Raw genomic sequence first — 14,616 nt, 5'->3', positions numbered from 1 at the left:
CTAATAAATCACTAATAACCAAATATATAAACCGAGAAGAGTCATAAACAAGACGGGTAGTGTAATCACAATTCCCGTTTTAAAGTATGTTCCCCACGATATTTTCACTCCTTTTTGCGATAAAACATGCAGCCATAATAATGTAGCTAACGAGCCGATTGGTGTAATCTTCGGTCCTAAATCTGCTCCAATGATATTGGCATAAATCAACGCTTCTCTCGTTAGCCCCGTTGTATCGGTTCCCGCAATCGCAATCGCATCAATTAACACAGTAGGCATATTATTCATCACGGATGAAAGAATTGCCGCAATAAAGCCCATCCCCATCGTTGCCACAAACAACCCTTGATCAGCTGCCATTTGAATCACATCTGATAACAGATCGGTTAAACCAACATTTCGTAAGCCATAGACCACAACATACATCCCAATCGAGAAAAAGACGATGTTCCATGGGGCTCCTTTTAAAACCGTCCGTGTTTTGACCGCTGGACTTTTTCTTGCAATCATTAAAAAGACAAAAGCAATGATTCCCGCAACGATTGAGACAGGAATTCGAACAAATTCACTCACTAAATATCCAACGAGAAGAACTCCTAAAACGAACCATGAAAGTCGAAACATTTTTTTATCTTTAATCGCATAAACAGGCTCTTTTAATTGCGAATAATCATATCGTTTCGGAATGCTCTTTCTAAAATAAAGAAAAAGAACAAGTATACTTGAAACAAGGGCAAAGAAATTAGGGACAATCATTCGAGTCGCATATTCGACAAAACCTATCCCAAAATAGTCTGCCGAAACGATATTTACTAAATTACTTACAACAAGCGGGAGTGAAGTCGTATCCGCAATAAACCCACTCGCAATAATAAAGGGGAAAACCATTTTTTCATTAAAATTCAAAGAACGAACCATCGCCAACACGATCGGTGTTAAAATTAACGCTGCACCATCATTAGCAAAAAAAGCAGCCACAATGGAACCTAACATACACACATAAATAAACATCAGAATAGCGTTCCCTTTTGCTACCCTTGCCATATGTAAGGCAGACCATTCAAAAAAACCAATCTCATCTAAAATCAAGGAAATGATAATGACCGCAATAAAGGTTAACGTCGCATTCCAAACAATGCCCGTAACATCCATTACATCTGAAAAACTAACAACTCCAAGTAAAAGAGCAACAATCGCCCCTCCACAAGCCGACCAACCAATATTTAAATTCTTCGGTTGCCAGATTACTAAGATAAGCGTCACAATAAAAATAGCCGACGCTAATAAAACAGAAGTCAAACTTTATTCCTCCCTTAACATTCTACAGGTCGTTCTTTCGAAAGTGCTCGCCTTAGCTCCTCATTATCTGAACGAATACGACCAATAACATCTTTAATAAGAGGAAAATGTGAGGATGATTCATTTAAAGAATAGAAACGCCATTGCCCTCTACGTTCTTCATTTATGAGTCCCGCTTGTTTAAGCTTTCGTAAATGTTGGCTGATTGCCGGTTGACTCATTTCAAGCATATCAACCAATTGACAAACACAATAAGTACGACTCTCCACAAGTTTAACGATTAATAATCGGGTTGGATCACTCATTAACTTTAAACAATTTGTCACAGCATCAATAGAATGTATCTCTTTTTCGCTCATACATACACTCCCCCTTTCATGTTTTATTATATTAGCATCCACTTATATAAGTAAACAATAATATAATAAGCAATTATATTTCATTTTATGGCTACCTTGTTTCCTGAAAGTACAATTCTTCTTTTTATGAACTAGTCAGCTCCTAAAAGGAAAATGTTATCGTGTTGACAACACAGCTTACAGGGTAGATTTTTAAAGTATTCAAGAAAGATTATTTAAAAGGTAATGGATAATAAAGTATGATTGGTGGTATGAAGAATTTAATTTAGGAGGAGTTAAATGCTTAAGAGATTAACCACATTGGGGAAAATTCTATTAATTACTGGCTTTTTGTTGATAATGGCAGGGGTATTTTTTAATATAGAAAATATACAGACTAGTTTAACGAGGCCTTTCATTGTGGGAGGAGCTATTTTAATATTATGCTCAAACCTTTTTAGATTGCGTAGAAGAGATCAAACAGAACAAAATCGCTAACACGACCAATCAAGACCCAAGTGTAAAATTATTCACTTGGGTCTTTTCTCGCTTGATGTATAGAGCTACCACAAAATGCTACACTTTCTCTCCTTCTTCTAAAATCATAATAAAATTCATCTGCTACAAAGTCAGGAACTTCAACTTCCTTCTTGCATTTGGTACAAATAAAAGTAAGAATTCCCTCTCACCAGTTTAGAAACTCATCTTCCTGTTCATCCTGGTTTTGTTTGACGAAAAATCATCATGCCTAAACATGTTATGATTTTATTAGCTCAATTAAAACTCTCATTCTTTAACACTCTCTATGCTTGTAACCGTATAAAATCCGCTTAAAATTAATAAAAGGACTTTTATTTGTTGCAGCTCAAATGGAGTAAGAATGAACGTATTAACACTATAATTACTCGTAAGATCAATTGCTAAAGTTCCGATTAAAGGTAAGATTCCTAATGTACATAGTTTAATATAATTTATTTTGTATTTGCTATAGTTCTTAACAAAGCTTGCGATCCGTGTACCACCTAATATAGCACCAAAACTCCAATAGATAATGAAAGGAGTTAAAAATGAAACAAAATTAGTAAGCGGTCTCGCTGAAAAGAACGGAGAGTAACGCCAGATTACAGAAAGTTCTAATAGAAACAAAGCAGCACCTATAAATAAAATCCATAACAATAAATAATAAAAATATTTCATTTTATCACCTACCAAAGAGAGTTTTATTTTGGTAATTGAATTAGTAATTTCTACAAAATAATACCATAATACTGTAAAATTCCACTGTATAGAAACAAAGTTTATGGAAATAGCGATTTATATAACTTCTCTAGTATTTCATAATAAATAGAAAGCAAGCGCTCCTCTGCGGCTGGTTTTCTATCCAGCTCCCCCTTCCCTTGGCTTTGCTTATAAAATTCATGAAATAGCTTCATTAAGGCTCGCTTTTCGATTATCAAGACATAGCTTCTTGAGATATCTAAGCCTTTCGCGATTTCTGGTTGCCTCCGTTCCTCTTCTAAGTCTAACCAGAAGAGTCCAACGATTAGTTCTCTCACTTATGCATCGAGTACATACATATACCCATAAATTTGTTTTTTCTCTATCTTTGTTTGAATCACATCGACGATATCATTGGCATCCTCTTGTAGGACATCGATTAAGGTGATTTCATTACCTTCTTTATCCGTCCCAATTGGCTCATATAAGGAAACATCTTTTTCACTTTCTTTAATGCTCGTAAATGCATCAAAATCTTATTCTCGATACAACGTGCCGTATAAGTCGCCAGTTTTGTTCCATTTCTTTCTAAAAAGCTTTCGATTACCTTGATTAAACTGATCGTTCCAATTGAAATTAAACCTTCTGTGTCCTTACATGATAGGGAAATTTTAATTCATTCTCTAATTTGTTAATTTAAGCTAATAATAAAGAAAGCCTCTTCATTTAAGACCACTTAAAAAGTAGTCGTTTTAGAAAAAAATGATGTTTTTTTGGATCGAATATGTCTCTCTATCATCCAAACGTTGCTTATAAGCGATTCTCGAGCTCCTTTTTTGAACATTATTTTTTTATTAAAAAAAAGTGGCCTTTTTCAGTGGTACTCCTTCTTTTAGGGGGTTTTTTATTTATTTTTCAGAAATTCTTTTACAACTTCATTCTCCGGTTCTAGTTTTAATATTTTATTACATACTTCAAAAGCTTGTGAAACTATCTTTTCAGATATATCAGCAATTTGAAATTGAAAAAATAACTTCTCACCTTCATAAAAATCCCCTTTCAAAACAAACTCTTCAAACCTCTTATACATATTTACTTCACCCATCCATTTGATATTTTAACTACATCTTTGTCTCTAACAAATGTTACTACAACACCCCTACCATTTATTATAATTGTTTTTTGACGATCATTTCTTTTATATGCAGACTTCTTACCATGTGGCATGACTTTTGCAACATCATCCCACTTATTGTTAGTAACTAGTTTCCAATTAAAGGTATACTTTCTATATATGGTTCATCTCAACTTTTGGTGATGAACCGCCTTTTTGTATAGTTTACCTTCTAAATCCACCTTCAGAATGAATTATCTGACCTGTAATCCAATCTGCTTCATCACTCACTAGAAATTTAATAGATTTGGCAACATCTTTTGGTTCACCTATTCTACCAAAAGGAAACATTGGTTTTAATTGAGCTTTTATTTCCTCTGACATCCATCCAGTATCAGTTGGACCTGGATTTATAGCATTGACTGTTATACCCAACGGGGCTAGTTCAGCTGACAATGTAATCGTTAGTGCATCAACAGCTCCTTTTGTTGTTGCATATGCCAACTCACCAGGCATCGGTCCTTGGAACTGACCTGATGTAATATTGACTATTCTACCACCAGATTTCTTATCAAACCTCTGAGCAAATTTACTACTTAACAGTGTTGTAGCACGCACATTTACCTTGTAATGTTTATCTAATAATTCTGCAGTCAAATTAGAGAAATCGTTATTAGTTGAGTATGCTGCGTTATTAATTAAGAAATCAGGAGAACCAAGTTGTTCGCATACTGTATTTAGAAGTTTTTCAGGAGCATCATATTGAGTTAAATCCAACTCCATACATGATACCTTTACCCCTTTTTTATTAATTCTTCTTTTAGTTCCAATGGTTCATCTAATTTAATGCTCCAAGGCATTTCTTTATCATATTCCGTCCAATAAGTAAAAAAGATATGATAACCCGCATCAGCCAACTCTTTACAAATTGCAGCTCCAATTCCTTTTAACCGGCTTACACCCGTAACGATAGCAATTTTTCCTTTTAATTGATTCATTAAATATTCCTCCAATTGAAGGATGCATAAACTAGGACAACAGGAGATATAATCTCCCCACTAAAAAGACTTAAAAGATGGACATCTTCTAAAAAGGGATGTTGTAACCAAAATATACAGTCCTTGAATGATTATAGATAGTCCAAATAGCTCTCAGTTTTTTAAAATTACTTGGAACGGATGATTTAGCTTGAACATCATCAAACTAATTATCTTTTAAACTTAATTTAAATGTCAGATTTTCAAAGCTTGCTCAGCATTCAATGCTTTATCTGAAACTAACCAAGCTGACCAATATGGCACAAATACTCCGAAAGTTAAGAAAAACCCAAAAAATTGTAGGGACATCCATCTATGTGCTCGCATTAATCTACTTCCTGTCAGTTGAATTCGAAGCCAAATATCTCCTGCCTGTTTTCTCACAAGGTTGGGAGCCACTTAAAGACATCATTTTCCCCACTGGGATATCTTTTCCTTATGGCGAGTTGGTCGTCTTTCTTGTCTTACTTCCTATTATCGCAGAAAAAGAAAAGCTTGTTAAAGTCGTATGGATTCCCATTGTCATCGCCGGCCTGATTGTGATGATTACGATGGAGCTTATCATCGGTCTTCTTCATGCCCCGTTTGCTAATACATTCTATTTTCCTTTTGTCAAAGCGTTGGAACTGGTTACATATTTAGGCATCGTTGAACATTTAGAGATCTTCACCTACCTGCTGTTAATAGGAGGAGGACTCATAAAAATAACGGTTTTCCTATATGCTGCACAGGTCGTCCTGACCCAGTTATTTAAGGTGAAGCAAAAGAGTTGGCACGTCCTTATATTAATGGTTGTCGTTTACCTCCTTTCCCTCTATAGAAGCGAAAATGTTGCTGAGCACTTATATGTAGGGTTGAAGCTTGTCCCTTATTATCTTCATATTCCGCTTCAATTTATAGTTCCTTTGATACTAGCTGTTGTGATTTTTTTGAAAACAAGAATGAGGAATGCGTAGTAAAGGATGATATCAAATTGATTCATTTGTAGATAAAGTCTCATTTAAGAAACTAAAAAGCACCCATCTTTACCAATCCAATAAGATTATATAGAGGGAGTGATGGCGATGCCTTGGCAACAAAAAATTAGCTACTTACTAGGTCAACCGGTAGGAATTTCATTCATGAATGGGCAAGGTACTACAGGTGTTTTGTGCGGTATATCTGATAACAAAGTTCTCGTTATGGAATACTTATACCAAGCCCAATTTGCCTTAAAACAATATGATGCTTTCGCGATACAAGATATTAACGGATTCCCACCTTGTCATAACCAACAACCACTTTATTAACTAAATTGTCTCTCTTTAGTGGTGCTGCTTTTTCTTATTCCTCTCACTAGTCACATTTATAATTAGTATTTACTTTTTCAATTTACCTTAATTCGTATCGAATCAAAAATAAAGTTTCGAGTTTTTATTAACTTCTTCACAAAAAAATAAAGCATAAATCTTCCAAAAAGGAAAATTTATGCTTTATTATATTTTGGAATGGAGACGGTGGGAGTCGAACCCACGTCCAAACATAACGACACTTACGCTTCTACGAGTGTAGTTGCTGTATTAGCGATTCGCCAGTACGGCGGCCCAACAACAGGCTTTCGTATGGCTAGTTTGATTATTCTCTTCCTTCGCCCTCAAACGGCGGGCAGCCGGCGTATCCCACTAAAGTGAGTCTCGCTCCCTACCACATGGGCGATGGAGGGTGAGACCGCGTAGTGCTATTAGGCAGCTACAGCGAAGTTATTGTTTGTTTTGCCAGTTATTGGCTTTGGCGTTTTAACGAGGCCGACCCCCTCGACTCGCCACGTAAGCACGACCTATGCCTGTCGAATCCGTAACGTCCCCTCGTTATAAAAGGAAATCCAGAGTAATGTGCTCTGGAATTAATATTATAGCATGGCTGCAAGAGAATGCAAATGGAAAAAATTATCCTTTTTGACGTTCCCTTAAAGCACGCTCCACTTCTCGTTTAGCATCTTTGCGTTTTAACGTCTCACGCTTATCAAAATTCTTTTTACCCTTTGCTAAACCGATTAAAACTTTTGCATAACCATTTTTAATGTAAACCTTGAGCGGAACAATCGAATATCCTTGCTGCTTTGTTGAACCGATCAGCATATCAATTTGTTTTTTCTTAAGCAATAATTTTCGGGCACGAACTGGGTCATGGTTGTAACGATTCCCTTGTTCATACTCGGAAATATGGGCATTATGCAAATAGACTTCTCCATTAGAAACTCGAGCAAACGAATCCTTTAAATTCATACGGCCAGCACGAATCGATTTAATTTCAGTGCCTTGTAAAACCATCCCTGCTTCAAATGTTTCTTCAATAAAATAATCATGATTTGCTTTTTTATTTTGTGCAATTATTTTGCTTTCATGTTTTGCCATTTCACGACACCTCGTGTTTTCATTCGTCCTCTTATCATAGCAATCAAGTGCAAAACCGTCAATTTATCTCCATTATAAATGTCAAATAATAGCCTAATTCGCTCAGGTTGACGGAGTGAGTTGGCTTTTTACATTAACCCTGACCAAATTTTGTGGAAGGTGTCCCTTCATAAGTCTGAAACCAGCTATTTTCAAGTGCAAAGGGAATCATTCGACTCTTTTGATACCAGATGCCATTCTTTTTTCACCGCTAAGGCATTCATTGCTCTCCTTTGATTACCGAAGCACTCCATTTTTCACTGCTAAAGCAATCATTGAACCCTTTTGATGCCGGAAGCTCCCCTTTTTTCGCCGCTAAAGCAATCATTGACCTCTTTGGATTACCTGAAACTTCTTTTTTAAAACCAATTCGGCCTCGCTGTTTTCACGCAGCGAGGCGAGCAATTTTACTTCTTCTTTTTACGTCCTTTTTTACGTTTAACGGCTGGGGCATTTTCATAAAAGCCTTTTTTCTTTTTCTTCTTACGTCCACTGCCACTTCCATTTGGTTTATCTCCTAATGAAAGGCCTTGTTTCTTGTTCCCAGTTTGACCACGACCGCCATTTGAATCACCTTGTCCACCACGACCACCTTGGCGTTTTTTCCTTTTTCCACCTTCAATAACGGTTGGACGACTTGGACGCTCCCGTCGTTTTCTCGGCTTCATTCCGACGACTTCAAAGTCAATCGAGGCTTCTTCTACATTGACGTTCACAACACGAACTTCGATTTCATCGCCGATTCGGAAAACTTGTCCACTCCGCTCACCAATCATCGCGTATTGCTTTTCATCATAGTGATAATAGTCATCGGTTAAATAACTAACATGAACTAATCCTTCAATCGTGTTCTCAAGCTCGACGAACAATCCGAAATTAGTCACACCTGAAATCATGCCTGTAAAAACTTCACCAATTTTATCTTCCATAAATTGAGCCTTTTTCACACTGTCCGTATCCCGTTCTGCATCAACTGCTCTTCTTTCCATTTCAGAAGAATGACGTGTTAATTCAGGCAATTTTTCAGCCCAATGACTTTGCGTTTCTTGATCGACGTTTCCTCGAATTAAATAGGTTCGAATTAAACGATGCACGAGTAAATCAGGATAACGACGGATTGGGGATGTAAAATGCGTATAGAAATCCGTTGACAAACCGAAGTGGCCTAAGCTGTTCGTATCGTACTTTGCTTGCTGCATCGAGCGTAGCATCACAGTGCTAATGACCGTTTCTTCAGGTTCTCCGCGAACTTCATCTAATAATTTTTGCAAAGCTCTAGGATGGACCGTATTGGCATTTCCACGAACTACGTAGCCAAAGTTCGTAATAAACTCTAAGAATTTATTTAATTTTTCTGCATCTGGGTCTTCATGAATCCGGTATACAAATGGTAGCTTCAACCAGTGAAAATGCTCCGCGACCGTTTCATTCGCAGCTAACATAAACTCCTCAATTAACTTTTCAGCTACAGAACGTTCACGTAACACAACCTCTTGCGCTTTTCCTTCTTCATCTACAAGAACTTTGGCTTCTTTAAAATCAAAATCAATAGCACCACGGTCAAAACGTTTCGTCCGCAACGTTTGTGCGAGCTTTTCCATCTCTTGAAATAGTGGAACTAACTGTTCATATTTTTCTTTTACCTCTGTATCACCATCGACTAAAATTTTATTAACATCGGAATACGTCATTCTTTCTGTTGTTTTAATAACACTTTGGAAAATTTCATGCTTAACAACTTCACCAGCTGAATTAATCTCCATTTCACACGAAAGCGTTAAACGATCAACTTTCGGGTTCAAACTACAAATTCCGTTAGAAAGTCGGTGTGGAATCATCGGAATGACTCGATCTACTAAATAAACACTTGTTGCTCGATCAGCCGCTTCTTTATCAATTGGTGAACCTTCCGTGACATAATGGGAAACATCAGCGATATGAACTCCTAATAAATAGTTGCCATTCTCAAGCTTTTTCACATGAACCGCATCATCTAAATCTTTCGCGTCCGCACCATCAATCGTCACAATCACTTCATCGCGTAAATCACGGCGACCTTCTAAATCCTGTTCATCAATTTGTTCTGACACATTGTTGGCCTGTTCCATGACATCATCAGAAAATTCAAGAGGAATGCCATGTTTATAGATGATAGAAAGAATGTCCATCCCAGGGTCGTTTTTATGTCCTAAAATGCGGACAACTTCACCCTCAGCACTCATTCTTCCTTCAGGATATTTCACGATTTTTACAATAACTTTATGGCCATCAACAGCCCCGTTTATTGCATTTTTAGGGATAAAAATATCATTAGCAATCCGTTTATCATCGGCCACAACAAAACCATAGGCTTTCTGATCAGAATAAGTACCAACGACCTCTTGAACCCCACGCTCCAAAATCCGAATCACTTTTCCTTCTGGTCTCGCTCCAGATGACTCCTGATGTAACCGGACAAGAACGGTATCACCATTCATCGCACTTTTAAGATCAGACTGGGATACATAGACATCCTTTTCACCCTCAACCTCTGGGATAATGAAGGCAAAACCTTTTGCATGACCTTGAACTCTACCTCTAACAAGGTTCATTTTTTCAGGGACACCATATCGGTCACTTCTAGTCCGAACAATATGCCCCTTTGCTTCTAATTCGTTTAATCCTTTAACAAATTCTTTAAACTCTTCACTACCTTCAATTTGAAACTCTTCTTCAAGCTCCGTCACGGAAAGAGGCTTGTCCGCGTCTTCACGAAAGTAGCGTAAAAGTTGCTGTATCTTTTCTTCATTCATTATTAATCTTCTCCTTTCGTATCATGCAGCTTCTAAGTCTCATTCAGTTCTCGGAATCGATTAAACCGTCCAATCTAGTTGTTCTAAAAATTGAAAAACATCCTCATGAAGCTGCTCTTTTTCTGGACCAATTGTAATCGAGTGTCCAGATTTCTCATACCATTTTAATTTTTTTTCATCTGACTCAATTTGATCATGAATAACATCCGCACTCTTTGGATCAATCATGTCATCTTTTCGTGCTTGCACAACAAATGTTGGTGTATAAATATGATCAAGATGCTCCGATACATCCGTCATTAACTTTCTTAATTCCTTTAGTGTATCAGTTGGAAGTTTTTTGAATTGAGTCATTTCCTCTTCAATTTCTTCATTCGTCTTCTTTTCTCGCTTCTTATATTCTGTAGCGTAAGAAAGAAGTCCTTTATAAATAGATTCCTCTGTTCTCGGTTTGACGGGTGCACACATTGGAATTATTCCCTTTACAGGTAAAGTGTAACCTATTTTTAAAGAGAATACCCCTCCTAATGACAAGCCACAAACCGCAATTTCTTCATAGCCTTCATTTTTCAGAAAATCATAACCTTCTTTTACCGATTTCCACCAATCCTCAGGTCCTGATTTCATTAACTCTTCAGGTGGTACTCCATGTCCTTCATAAAGTGGAGCATGACATGTGTAGCCTTGACTATGTAAATAACGTCCGAGCATCCGGACATCAGCCGTTGTTCCGGTGAAACCATGTAATAATAAAACAGCTCTATCACCTGCTTCAAATGTAAACGGCTTCGGTTTCACTAATCTCATTCTCAATCTTCCTTTCATTTCTAGTCTATTTTCTGTTTCTATCTTATCATTGACTTGATTAGTTAGGGTATGCTCACTTCGGAAAAGGTGACTTTGGTCGGTCTGGAAATTCCTTGTCTAAAAAATGCTCAACCGTTTGAATCAACTCAACTTGATCAAAATCATGGCAAATCATATGCTTCGAATGCTTTAAAAATACAAGCGATTTATTTTCTGAAGCTATAGTTTCAAACAAATAAGCAGCACTTTTCTTTGGAACGATTCCATCTATTTCACCTTGAACAATTAAGGTTGGCACTTTCACTTTTTTTAATTGAGGTTTGATCGCCTTGACTGCATTCATAAATTGCATCACCGCGGCCATTGGAGTTTCGACAATCTTGGCTCGATACAGTTGATAATGCTCATCCTTTTGCAACTCCCCGCGTAATTGCAGTCGAATGACATCCTTTAATTCAAGTAATAATTGACTCGGATTCCAATAATAAGCGGCCGCACTTAACAACACAATTTTTTCTATAGGATACTTGGCTGCAATATGACAAGCAAGCATTCCCCCCATTGAAAAACCAATCATATATACCTTTTCACAACGGTCGAGGAGCTCCTTAACCGCAATTTCAGCTGCTAAAATCCAATGAGTATACGTCACATCCCCTAACCGTCCATTTGGTCCGTGCCCAGGTAAGGTTGGAGTATACACAAGCCACCTTTTCTTTTCAAAAAGATATTTCGCTACCGGCTCAACCTCCCACGGCTCTCCCGTAAAACCATGTAAACATAGACACCCAATCATATGCTCACCTCATTTGCATACCTTATGGAGTTATTTTACTTTAAAAATCATCGTTTCACTCTTTATTTGCTTATACCCTTATTTAGGCGATTAAAATCAACTAAGGGAAAACTTTTATAACCTAGTCATTTTTATTCGCACCCTAATTTGCCGTAGTAAGGATTTTCATTACTTATCCTGGGTTTTTCTCACCCTAATTTACCACAGCTCGGCTTTTCATTACTTATCCCGCACTATTCGCACCTTAATTCGAACCAGCTCGGCTTTTCATTACCTATGATCCGCACTTCCCACTCCCGTCCCTCAACGTCTTGCAAATCAAAAGAAAAAAACAGCAGGTGTATACCTACTGTTTTCATACGTCCATTTTATAAGAAATATGCAACGGTAATTGTTAGGGCGAAAAATAGAACGGCAAGTACTATTGTGGCTTTCATTAGCACTGCGTCAATTCCACGTGCTTTTTGTTTACCTAATAGTTGCTCGGCCCCACCAGAAATCGAACCTGACAATCCTGCACTACGACCTGATTGTAATAAGACAACAGCAATTAAAGCGATTGAAACAATAATTAATAAAACAAATGCGATTGATTCCATTTCTACACCTCCAGCACTGTATACACTGCTTTTAATGTACCATAGGCGAACACGATAAGCAACGAGTTCTTAACAAAATAACTTACTATTCAAGAATACTTCCATCATCATTTGATATTTCACTCAAATGGTTTCGAGTCTTCAAACGCCTTTGCCACTCTTGCTACTCGCTCTCCTAAACGTGCCGCCATCGTTAATTCCTTTTGTACTGGCTCTCTTTCTCCATCAGGACCTGCCAATGTCGAAGCCCCATAGGAAGAACCACCGATCGGCTCATCTGTTAAATACTCTGGATTTTCCGTATAAGGTAAACCCATAAAAATCATTCCCAGATGCAATAGTGGGACAATAGAGCTTAATAATGTCGCTTCATGGCCACCATGAATGGAACCTGCACTTGTAAATAAAGCCGTCGGTTTCCCTTCTAACTCACCTGTTGTACAAAATTGCCCTGCTTCATCAAAAAAGGTTTTGACTCGGCCAGGCATCGAGCCTAAATATGTAGGAAATCCCCAGATGATTCCATCCGCATTTTTTAGGTCTTCCATTGTCACAAGTGGGATATGACTTTGCTGTTGTTCATTTTCTTTATAGTCCTCGATGCGTTTACCTAATTTAAAATGGGAGACCTTTTCATCAATGATTTGATTTTCTTTCTTAACAGGTCGAAGCGATTCATCATCAAAATCAGGAATACGTAATGCTCGAGCTTGCACCCCTGGTATACGATTCGCCCCTATCACTACCGCTTCGCTCATTTTGGCAATATGTCCAAAAGCACTATAATAAACAACCACAATTTCAGCCATATAACCCTCTCTTTTCTCATTTTTTCTCCAACCTCGTCTTGTTATACTTCCAACATCAGCTAGATTGATAATTTTTAGCCATTAGCATCTGTTCTAATTGACTATATTGAACGGAGACCCATCTTCCATTATGATAAACCGCTCTTGTTTCGGTTAATTCAGCAAAGAGCTGTTCCACAGAGAAACTATCAAAAAGAACAAAACTTGCCCTATCCCCGCTATTAATGCCGCTCTCTTTTTCACCGATTATCTTTTTAGGAGTGAGTGTGACCATTTTTAATAGTTCAATTAAATCACTTCTTCCTCCCATATGAGCCGCATATCCGGTTAACTGAGCAATCTGTAGCAAGTCGGCCCTTCCAAAAGGATGAAAAGGATCACATACATTATCCGAAGCGGTTGCCAATGGAATACCGGCTGCTCTTATTTCATTGATTCTTGTGATTCCCCGTCTAATAAGACCCTGATCCTCTCGCCCTTGTAAGTACATATTAGCGGCCGGTAACGTGACAGCCATTAAACGAGCGGCTTTCATTCGTTCCAACACATGGTTCGCTTTTTCTTCGTCCATAGCGGCTAAAGAGCATAAATGATCAACCACTACTTTTCCTTGTAACTGATGTTTGATTGTCAATTCAGCGATTTTTAAAATCGTATCCACATCTGGAGAGTCGCTCTCATCCGTATGCAAATCAAGTGGCAGGTCACTTTCTAACGCAAACTGAAATAGCTCTTCCACGCATTCAAGCGGTTTTTCACTAAGATGCGGCGCCCCACCAATGCCATCAATACCCATCGTCAACACTTTTTTAATACACTGACGATCACGATCATTATAAGGATGATAAGGGAGCATCGGAAAAACTTGAATATGAATCCAATCTTTTAATTCTTCCTTAACCTCTAGTGCCATCTTTACCCCACGAAAAGTCGTTGCTTGATCACTCCTTGTATGAAAATCAATATGTGTGCGAATCGTTGTCGTTCCATATTTTAAGGCTGATAAAGCCGTCTTTCGAATACGTGCCTTTATTTGTGCATCACTAAATGTTGGAGCGGCCTGCTTATAATTTTGCACGGCTTCAAGCAATGTACCACTTTGATTTCCGACATAAGGAAGTGAATGGGATTTATCTAAGTGCATATGAATATCAGCAAATGTTGGCAAGACGACTCTTCCATTCAGATCGTAACTAGCATTTGTTTGCTCAGCTTGCATTAAACCTTTGAAATCGAACTGCTTGCCTCCTTCTATTTTGTCCTCATATTGTACAAGTTGCTTAATACGACCGTTTTCCACGAAGAGCTCATAAAAAGCATTTGGATTAAGGATAGGAATCAAAGCATTTTTTAAATGGACATTCATGGAGATACA

At 37.7% G+C, this 14,616-nt stretch carries 15 protein-coding genes, 1 other RNA gene and 2 pseudogenes; 3 read left to right on the top strand and 15 right to left on the bottom strand.

Features of this window, described 5'->3' with window-relative positions; all coding sequences use genetic code 11:
• Both BALCAV_RS09000 and BALCAV_RS08995 read right to left on the bottom strand, forming a co-directional pair.
• Window positions 1-1,299, bottom strand: coding sequence for an arsenic transporter (locus BALCAV_RS09000; RefSeq protein WP_003323120.1), 1,299 nt, complete (start codon window positions 1,297-1,299; stop codon window positions 1-3).
• Between the two features lie 14 nt (window positions 1,300-1,313).
• Window positions 1,314-1,658 carry an ArsR/SmtB family transcription factor gene (locus BALCAV_RS08995; protein ID WP_003323121.1) on the bottom strand — a complete coding sequence of 115 codons (345 nt, stop codon included), beginning with the start codon at window positions 1,656-1,658 and terminating at the stop codon, window positions 1,314-1,316.
• A gap of 279 nt (window positions 1,659-1,937) precedes the next feature.
• Here BALCAV_RS08995 and BALCAV_RS08990 point away from each other — a divergent pair, with 279 nt between their 5' ends.
• Complete coding sequence (locus BALCAV_RS08990; protein WP_003323122.1) at window positions 1,938-2,135, top strand: hypothetical protein; 198 nt, start codon at window positions 1,938-1,940, stop codon at window positions 2,133-2,135.
• Window positions 2,136-2,423: 288 nt separating this feature from the next.
• On the opposite strand, the gene BALCAV_RS08985 is transcribed toward BALCAV_RS08990, so the two are convergent.
• The 5 genes and pseudogenes from BALCAV_RS08985 to BALCAV_RS08970 all read right to left on the bottom strand — a co-directional run bounded on the left by BALCAV_RS08985 (window position 2,424) and on the right by BALCAV_RS08970 (window position 4,967).
• A complete protein-coding gene (locus BALCAV_RS08985; protein WP_003323123.1) occupies window positions 2,424-2,834 on the bottom strand; it encodes a hypothetical protein in 411 nt (136 codons plus the stop codon).
• Between the two features lie 194 nt (window positions 2,835-3,028).
• Window positions 3,029-3,510: pseudogene (locus BALCAV_RS08980) on the bottom strand (sigma factor-like helix-turn-helix DNA-binding protein); the annotation flags it as partial.
• 249 nt (window positions 3,511-3,759) lie between these two features.
• On the bottom strand, window positions 3,760-3,945 hold the full coding sequence (locus tag BALCAV_RS08975; protein ID WP_003323125.1) for a hypothetical protein: 186 nt from the start codon (window positions 3,943-3,945) through the stop codon (window positions 3,760-3,762).
• 2 nt (window positions 3,946-3,947) lie between these two features.
• Complete coding sequence (locus BALCAV_RS23415) at window positions 3,948-4,151, bottom strand: polymorphic toxin type 35 domain-containing protein (protein ID WP_407920844.1); 204 nt, start codon at window positions 4,149-4,151, stop codon at window positions 3,948-3,950.
• A 43-nt stretch (window positions 4,152-4,194) separates the two neighbouring features.
• Window positions 4,195-4,967 (bottom strand): annotated as a pseudogene (locus BALCAV_RS08970) (SDR family oxidoreductase).
• A gap of 356 nt (window positions 4,968-5,323) precedes the next feature.
• Here BALCAV_RS08970 and BALCAV_RS08965 point away from each other — a divergent pair.
• Together BALCAV_RS08965 and BALCAV_RS08960 are read left to right on the top strand one after the other, a co-directional pair.
• Window positions 5,324-5,962 carry a GerAB/ArcD/ProY family transporter gene (locus tag BALCAV_RS08965; protein WP_003323128.1) on the top strand — a complete coding sequence of 213 codons (639 nt, stop codon included), beginning with the start codon at window positions 5,324-5,326 and terminating at the stop codon, window positions 5,960-5,962.
• A gap of 108 nt (window positions 5,963-6,070) precedes the next feature.
• Window positions 6,071-6,295, top strand: coding sequence for a hypothetical protein (locus BALCAV_RS08960; protein WP_003323130.1), 225 nt, complete (start codon window positions 6,071-6,073; stop codon window positions 6,293-6,295).
• A 196-nt stretch (window positions 6,296-6,491) separates the two neighbouring features.
• Here the strand turns inward: BALCAV_RS08960 and ssrA are convergent.
• The 8 genes from ssrA to BALCAV_RS08925 form a co-directional block, all read right to left on the bottom strand.
• Window positions 6,492-6,850: a transfer-messenger RNA gene (gene ssrA, locus BALCAV_RS21595) on the bottom strand.
• 81 nt (window positions 6,851-6,931) lie between these two features.
• On the bottom strand, window positions 6,932-7,399 hold the full coding sequence (smpB, locus tag BALCAV_RS08955) for an SsrA-binding protein SmpB (protein WP_003323132.1): 468 nt from the start codon (window positions 7,397-7,399) through the stop codon (window positions 6,932-6,934).
• A gap of 446 nt (window positions 7,400-7,845) precedes the next feature.
• Window positions 7,846-10,230 carry a ribonuclease R gene (rnr, locus tag BALCAV_RS08950; RefSeq protein ID WP_003323133.1) on the bottom strand — a complete coding sequence of 795 codons (2,385 nt, stop codon included), beginning with the start codon at window positions 10,228-10,230 and terminating at the stop codon, window positions 7,846-7,848.
• 60 nt (window positions 10,231-10,290) lie between these two features.
• The gene (locus BALCAV_RS08945; RefSeq protein WP_003323134.1) at window positions 10,291-11,037 is read right to left on the bottom strand and encodes an alpha/beta hydrolase; all 747 of its coding nucleotides are present in this window, start codon (window positions 11,035-11,037) and stop codon (window positions 10,291-10,293) included.
• 73 nt (window positions 11,038-11,110) lie between these two features.
• Window positions 11,111-11,833, bottom strand: coding sequence for an alpha/beta hydrolase (locus tag BALCAV_RS08940; RefSeq protein WP_003323135.1), 723 nt, complete (start codon window positions 11,831-11,833; stop codon window positions 11,111-11,113).
• A gap of 368 nt (window positions 11,834-12,201) precedes the next feature.
• A complete protein-coding gene (gene secG / locus BALCAV_RS08935; protein ID WP_003321176.1) occupies window positions 12,202-12,432 on the bottom strand; it encodes a preprotein translocase subunit SecG in 231 nt (76 codons plus the stop codon).
• 119 nt (window positions 12,433-12,551) lie between these two features.
• Window positions 12,552-13,241: an NAD(P)H:quinone oxidoreductase gene (gene wrbA, locus BALCAV_RS08930; RefSeq protein WP_003321177.1), complete on the bottom strand. Its 690-nt coding sequence runs from the start codon at window positions 13,239-13,241 to the stop codon at window positions 12,552-12,554.
• A gap of 55 nt (window positions 13,242-13,296) precedes the next feature.
• A complete protein-coding gene (locus BALCAV_RS08925) occupies window positions 13,297-14,607 on the bottom strand; it encodes an amidohydrolase family protein (protein WP_003321178.1) in 1,311 nt (436 codons plus the stop codon).
• Window positions 14,608-14,616: the final 9 nt, after the last annotated feature.

This window comes from Alkalihalobacillus alcalophilus ATCC 27647 = CGMCC 1.3604, assembly GCF_000292245.2.
Classification (GTDB): domain Bacteria; phylum Bacillota; class Bacilli; order Bacillales; family Bacillaceae_D; genus Alkalihalobacillus; species Alkalihalobacillus alcalophilus.
This window is presented reverse-complemented; position numbering and strand designations above follow the sequence as displayed.

What these genes read in the sequence shown, in the direction of transcription:
- BALCAV_RS08995 (WP_003323121.1), bottom strand. Translation starts at nt 1,658, where the DNA reads ATGAGCGAAAAAGAGATACATTCTATTGATGCTGTGACAAATTGTTTA.
- BALCAV_RS08990 (WP_003323122.1), top strand. Translation starts at nt 1,938, where the DNA reads ATGCTTAAGAGATTAACCACATTGGGGAAAATTCTATTAATTACTGGC.
- BALCAV_RS08985 (WP_003323123.1), bottom strand. Translation starts at nt 2,834, where the DNA reads ATGAAATATTTTTATTATTTATTGTTATGGATTTTATTTATAGGTGCT.
- BALCAV_RS08975 (WP_003323125.1), bottom strand. Translation starts at nt 3,945, where the DNA reads ATGTATAAGAGGTTTGAAGAGTTTGTTTTGAAAGGGGATTTTTATGAA.
- BALCAV_RS08960 (WP_003323130.1), top strand. Translation starts at nt 6,071, where the DNA reads ATGCCTTGGCAACAAAAAATTAGCTACTTACTAGGTCAACCGGTAGGA.
- smpB (WP_003323132.1), bottom strand. Translation starts at nt 7,399, where the DNA reads ATGGCAAAACATGAAAGCAAAATAATTGCACAAAATAAAAAAGCAAAT.
- rnr (WP_003323133.1), bottom strand. Translation starts at nt 10,230, where the DNA reads ATGAATGAAGAAAAGATACAGCAACTTTTACGCTACTTTCGTGAAGAC.
- BALCAV_RS08945 (WP_003323134.1), bottom strand. Translation starts at nt 11,037, where the DNA reads ATGAGATTAGTGAAACCGAAGCCGTTTACATTTGAAGCAGGTGATAGA.
- BALCAV_RS08940 (WP_003323135.1), bottom strand. Translation starts at nt 11,833, where the DNA reads ATGATTGGGTGTCTATGTTTACATGGTTTTACGGGAGAGCCGTGGGAG.
- secG (WP_003321176.1), bottom strand. Translation starts at nt 12,432, where the DNA reads ATGGAATCAATCGCATTTGTTTTATTAATTATTGTTTCAATCGCTTTA.
- wrbA (WP_003321177.1), bottom strand. Translation starts at nt 13,241, where the DNA reads ATGGCTGAAATTGTGGTTGTTTATTATAGTGCTTTTGGACATATTGCC.
- BALCAV_RS08925 (WP_003321178.1), bottom strand. Translation starts at nt 14,607, where the DNA reads ATGAATGTCCATTTAAAAAATGCTTTGATTCCTATCCTTAATCCAAAT.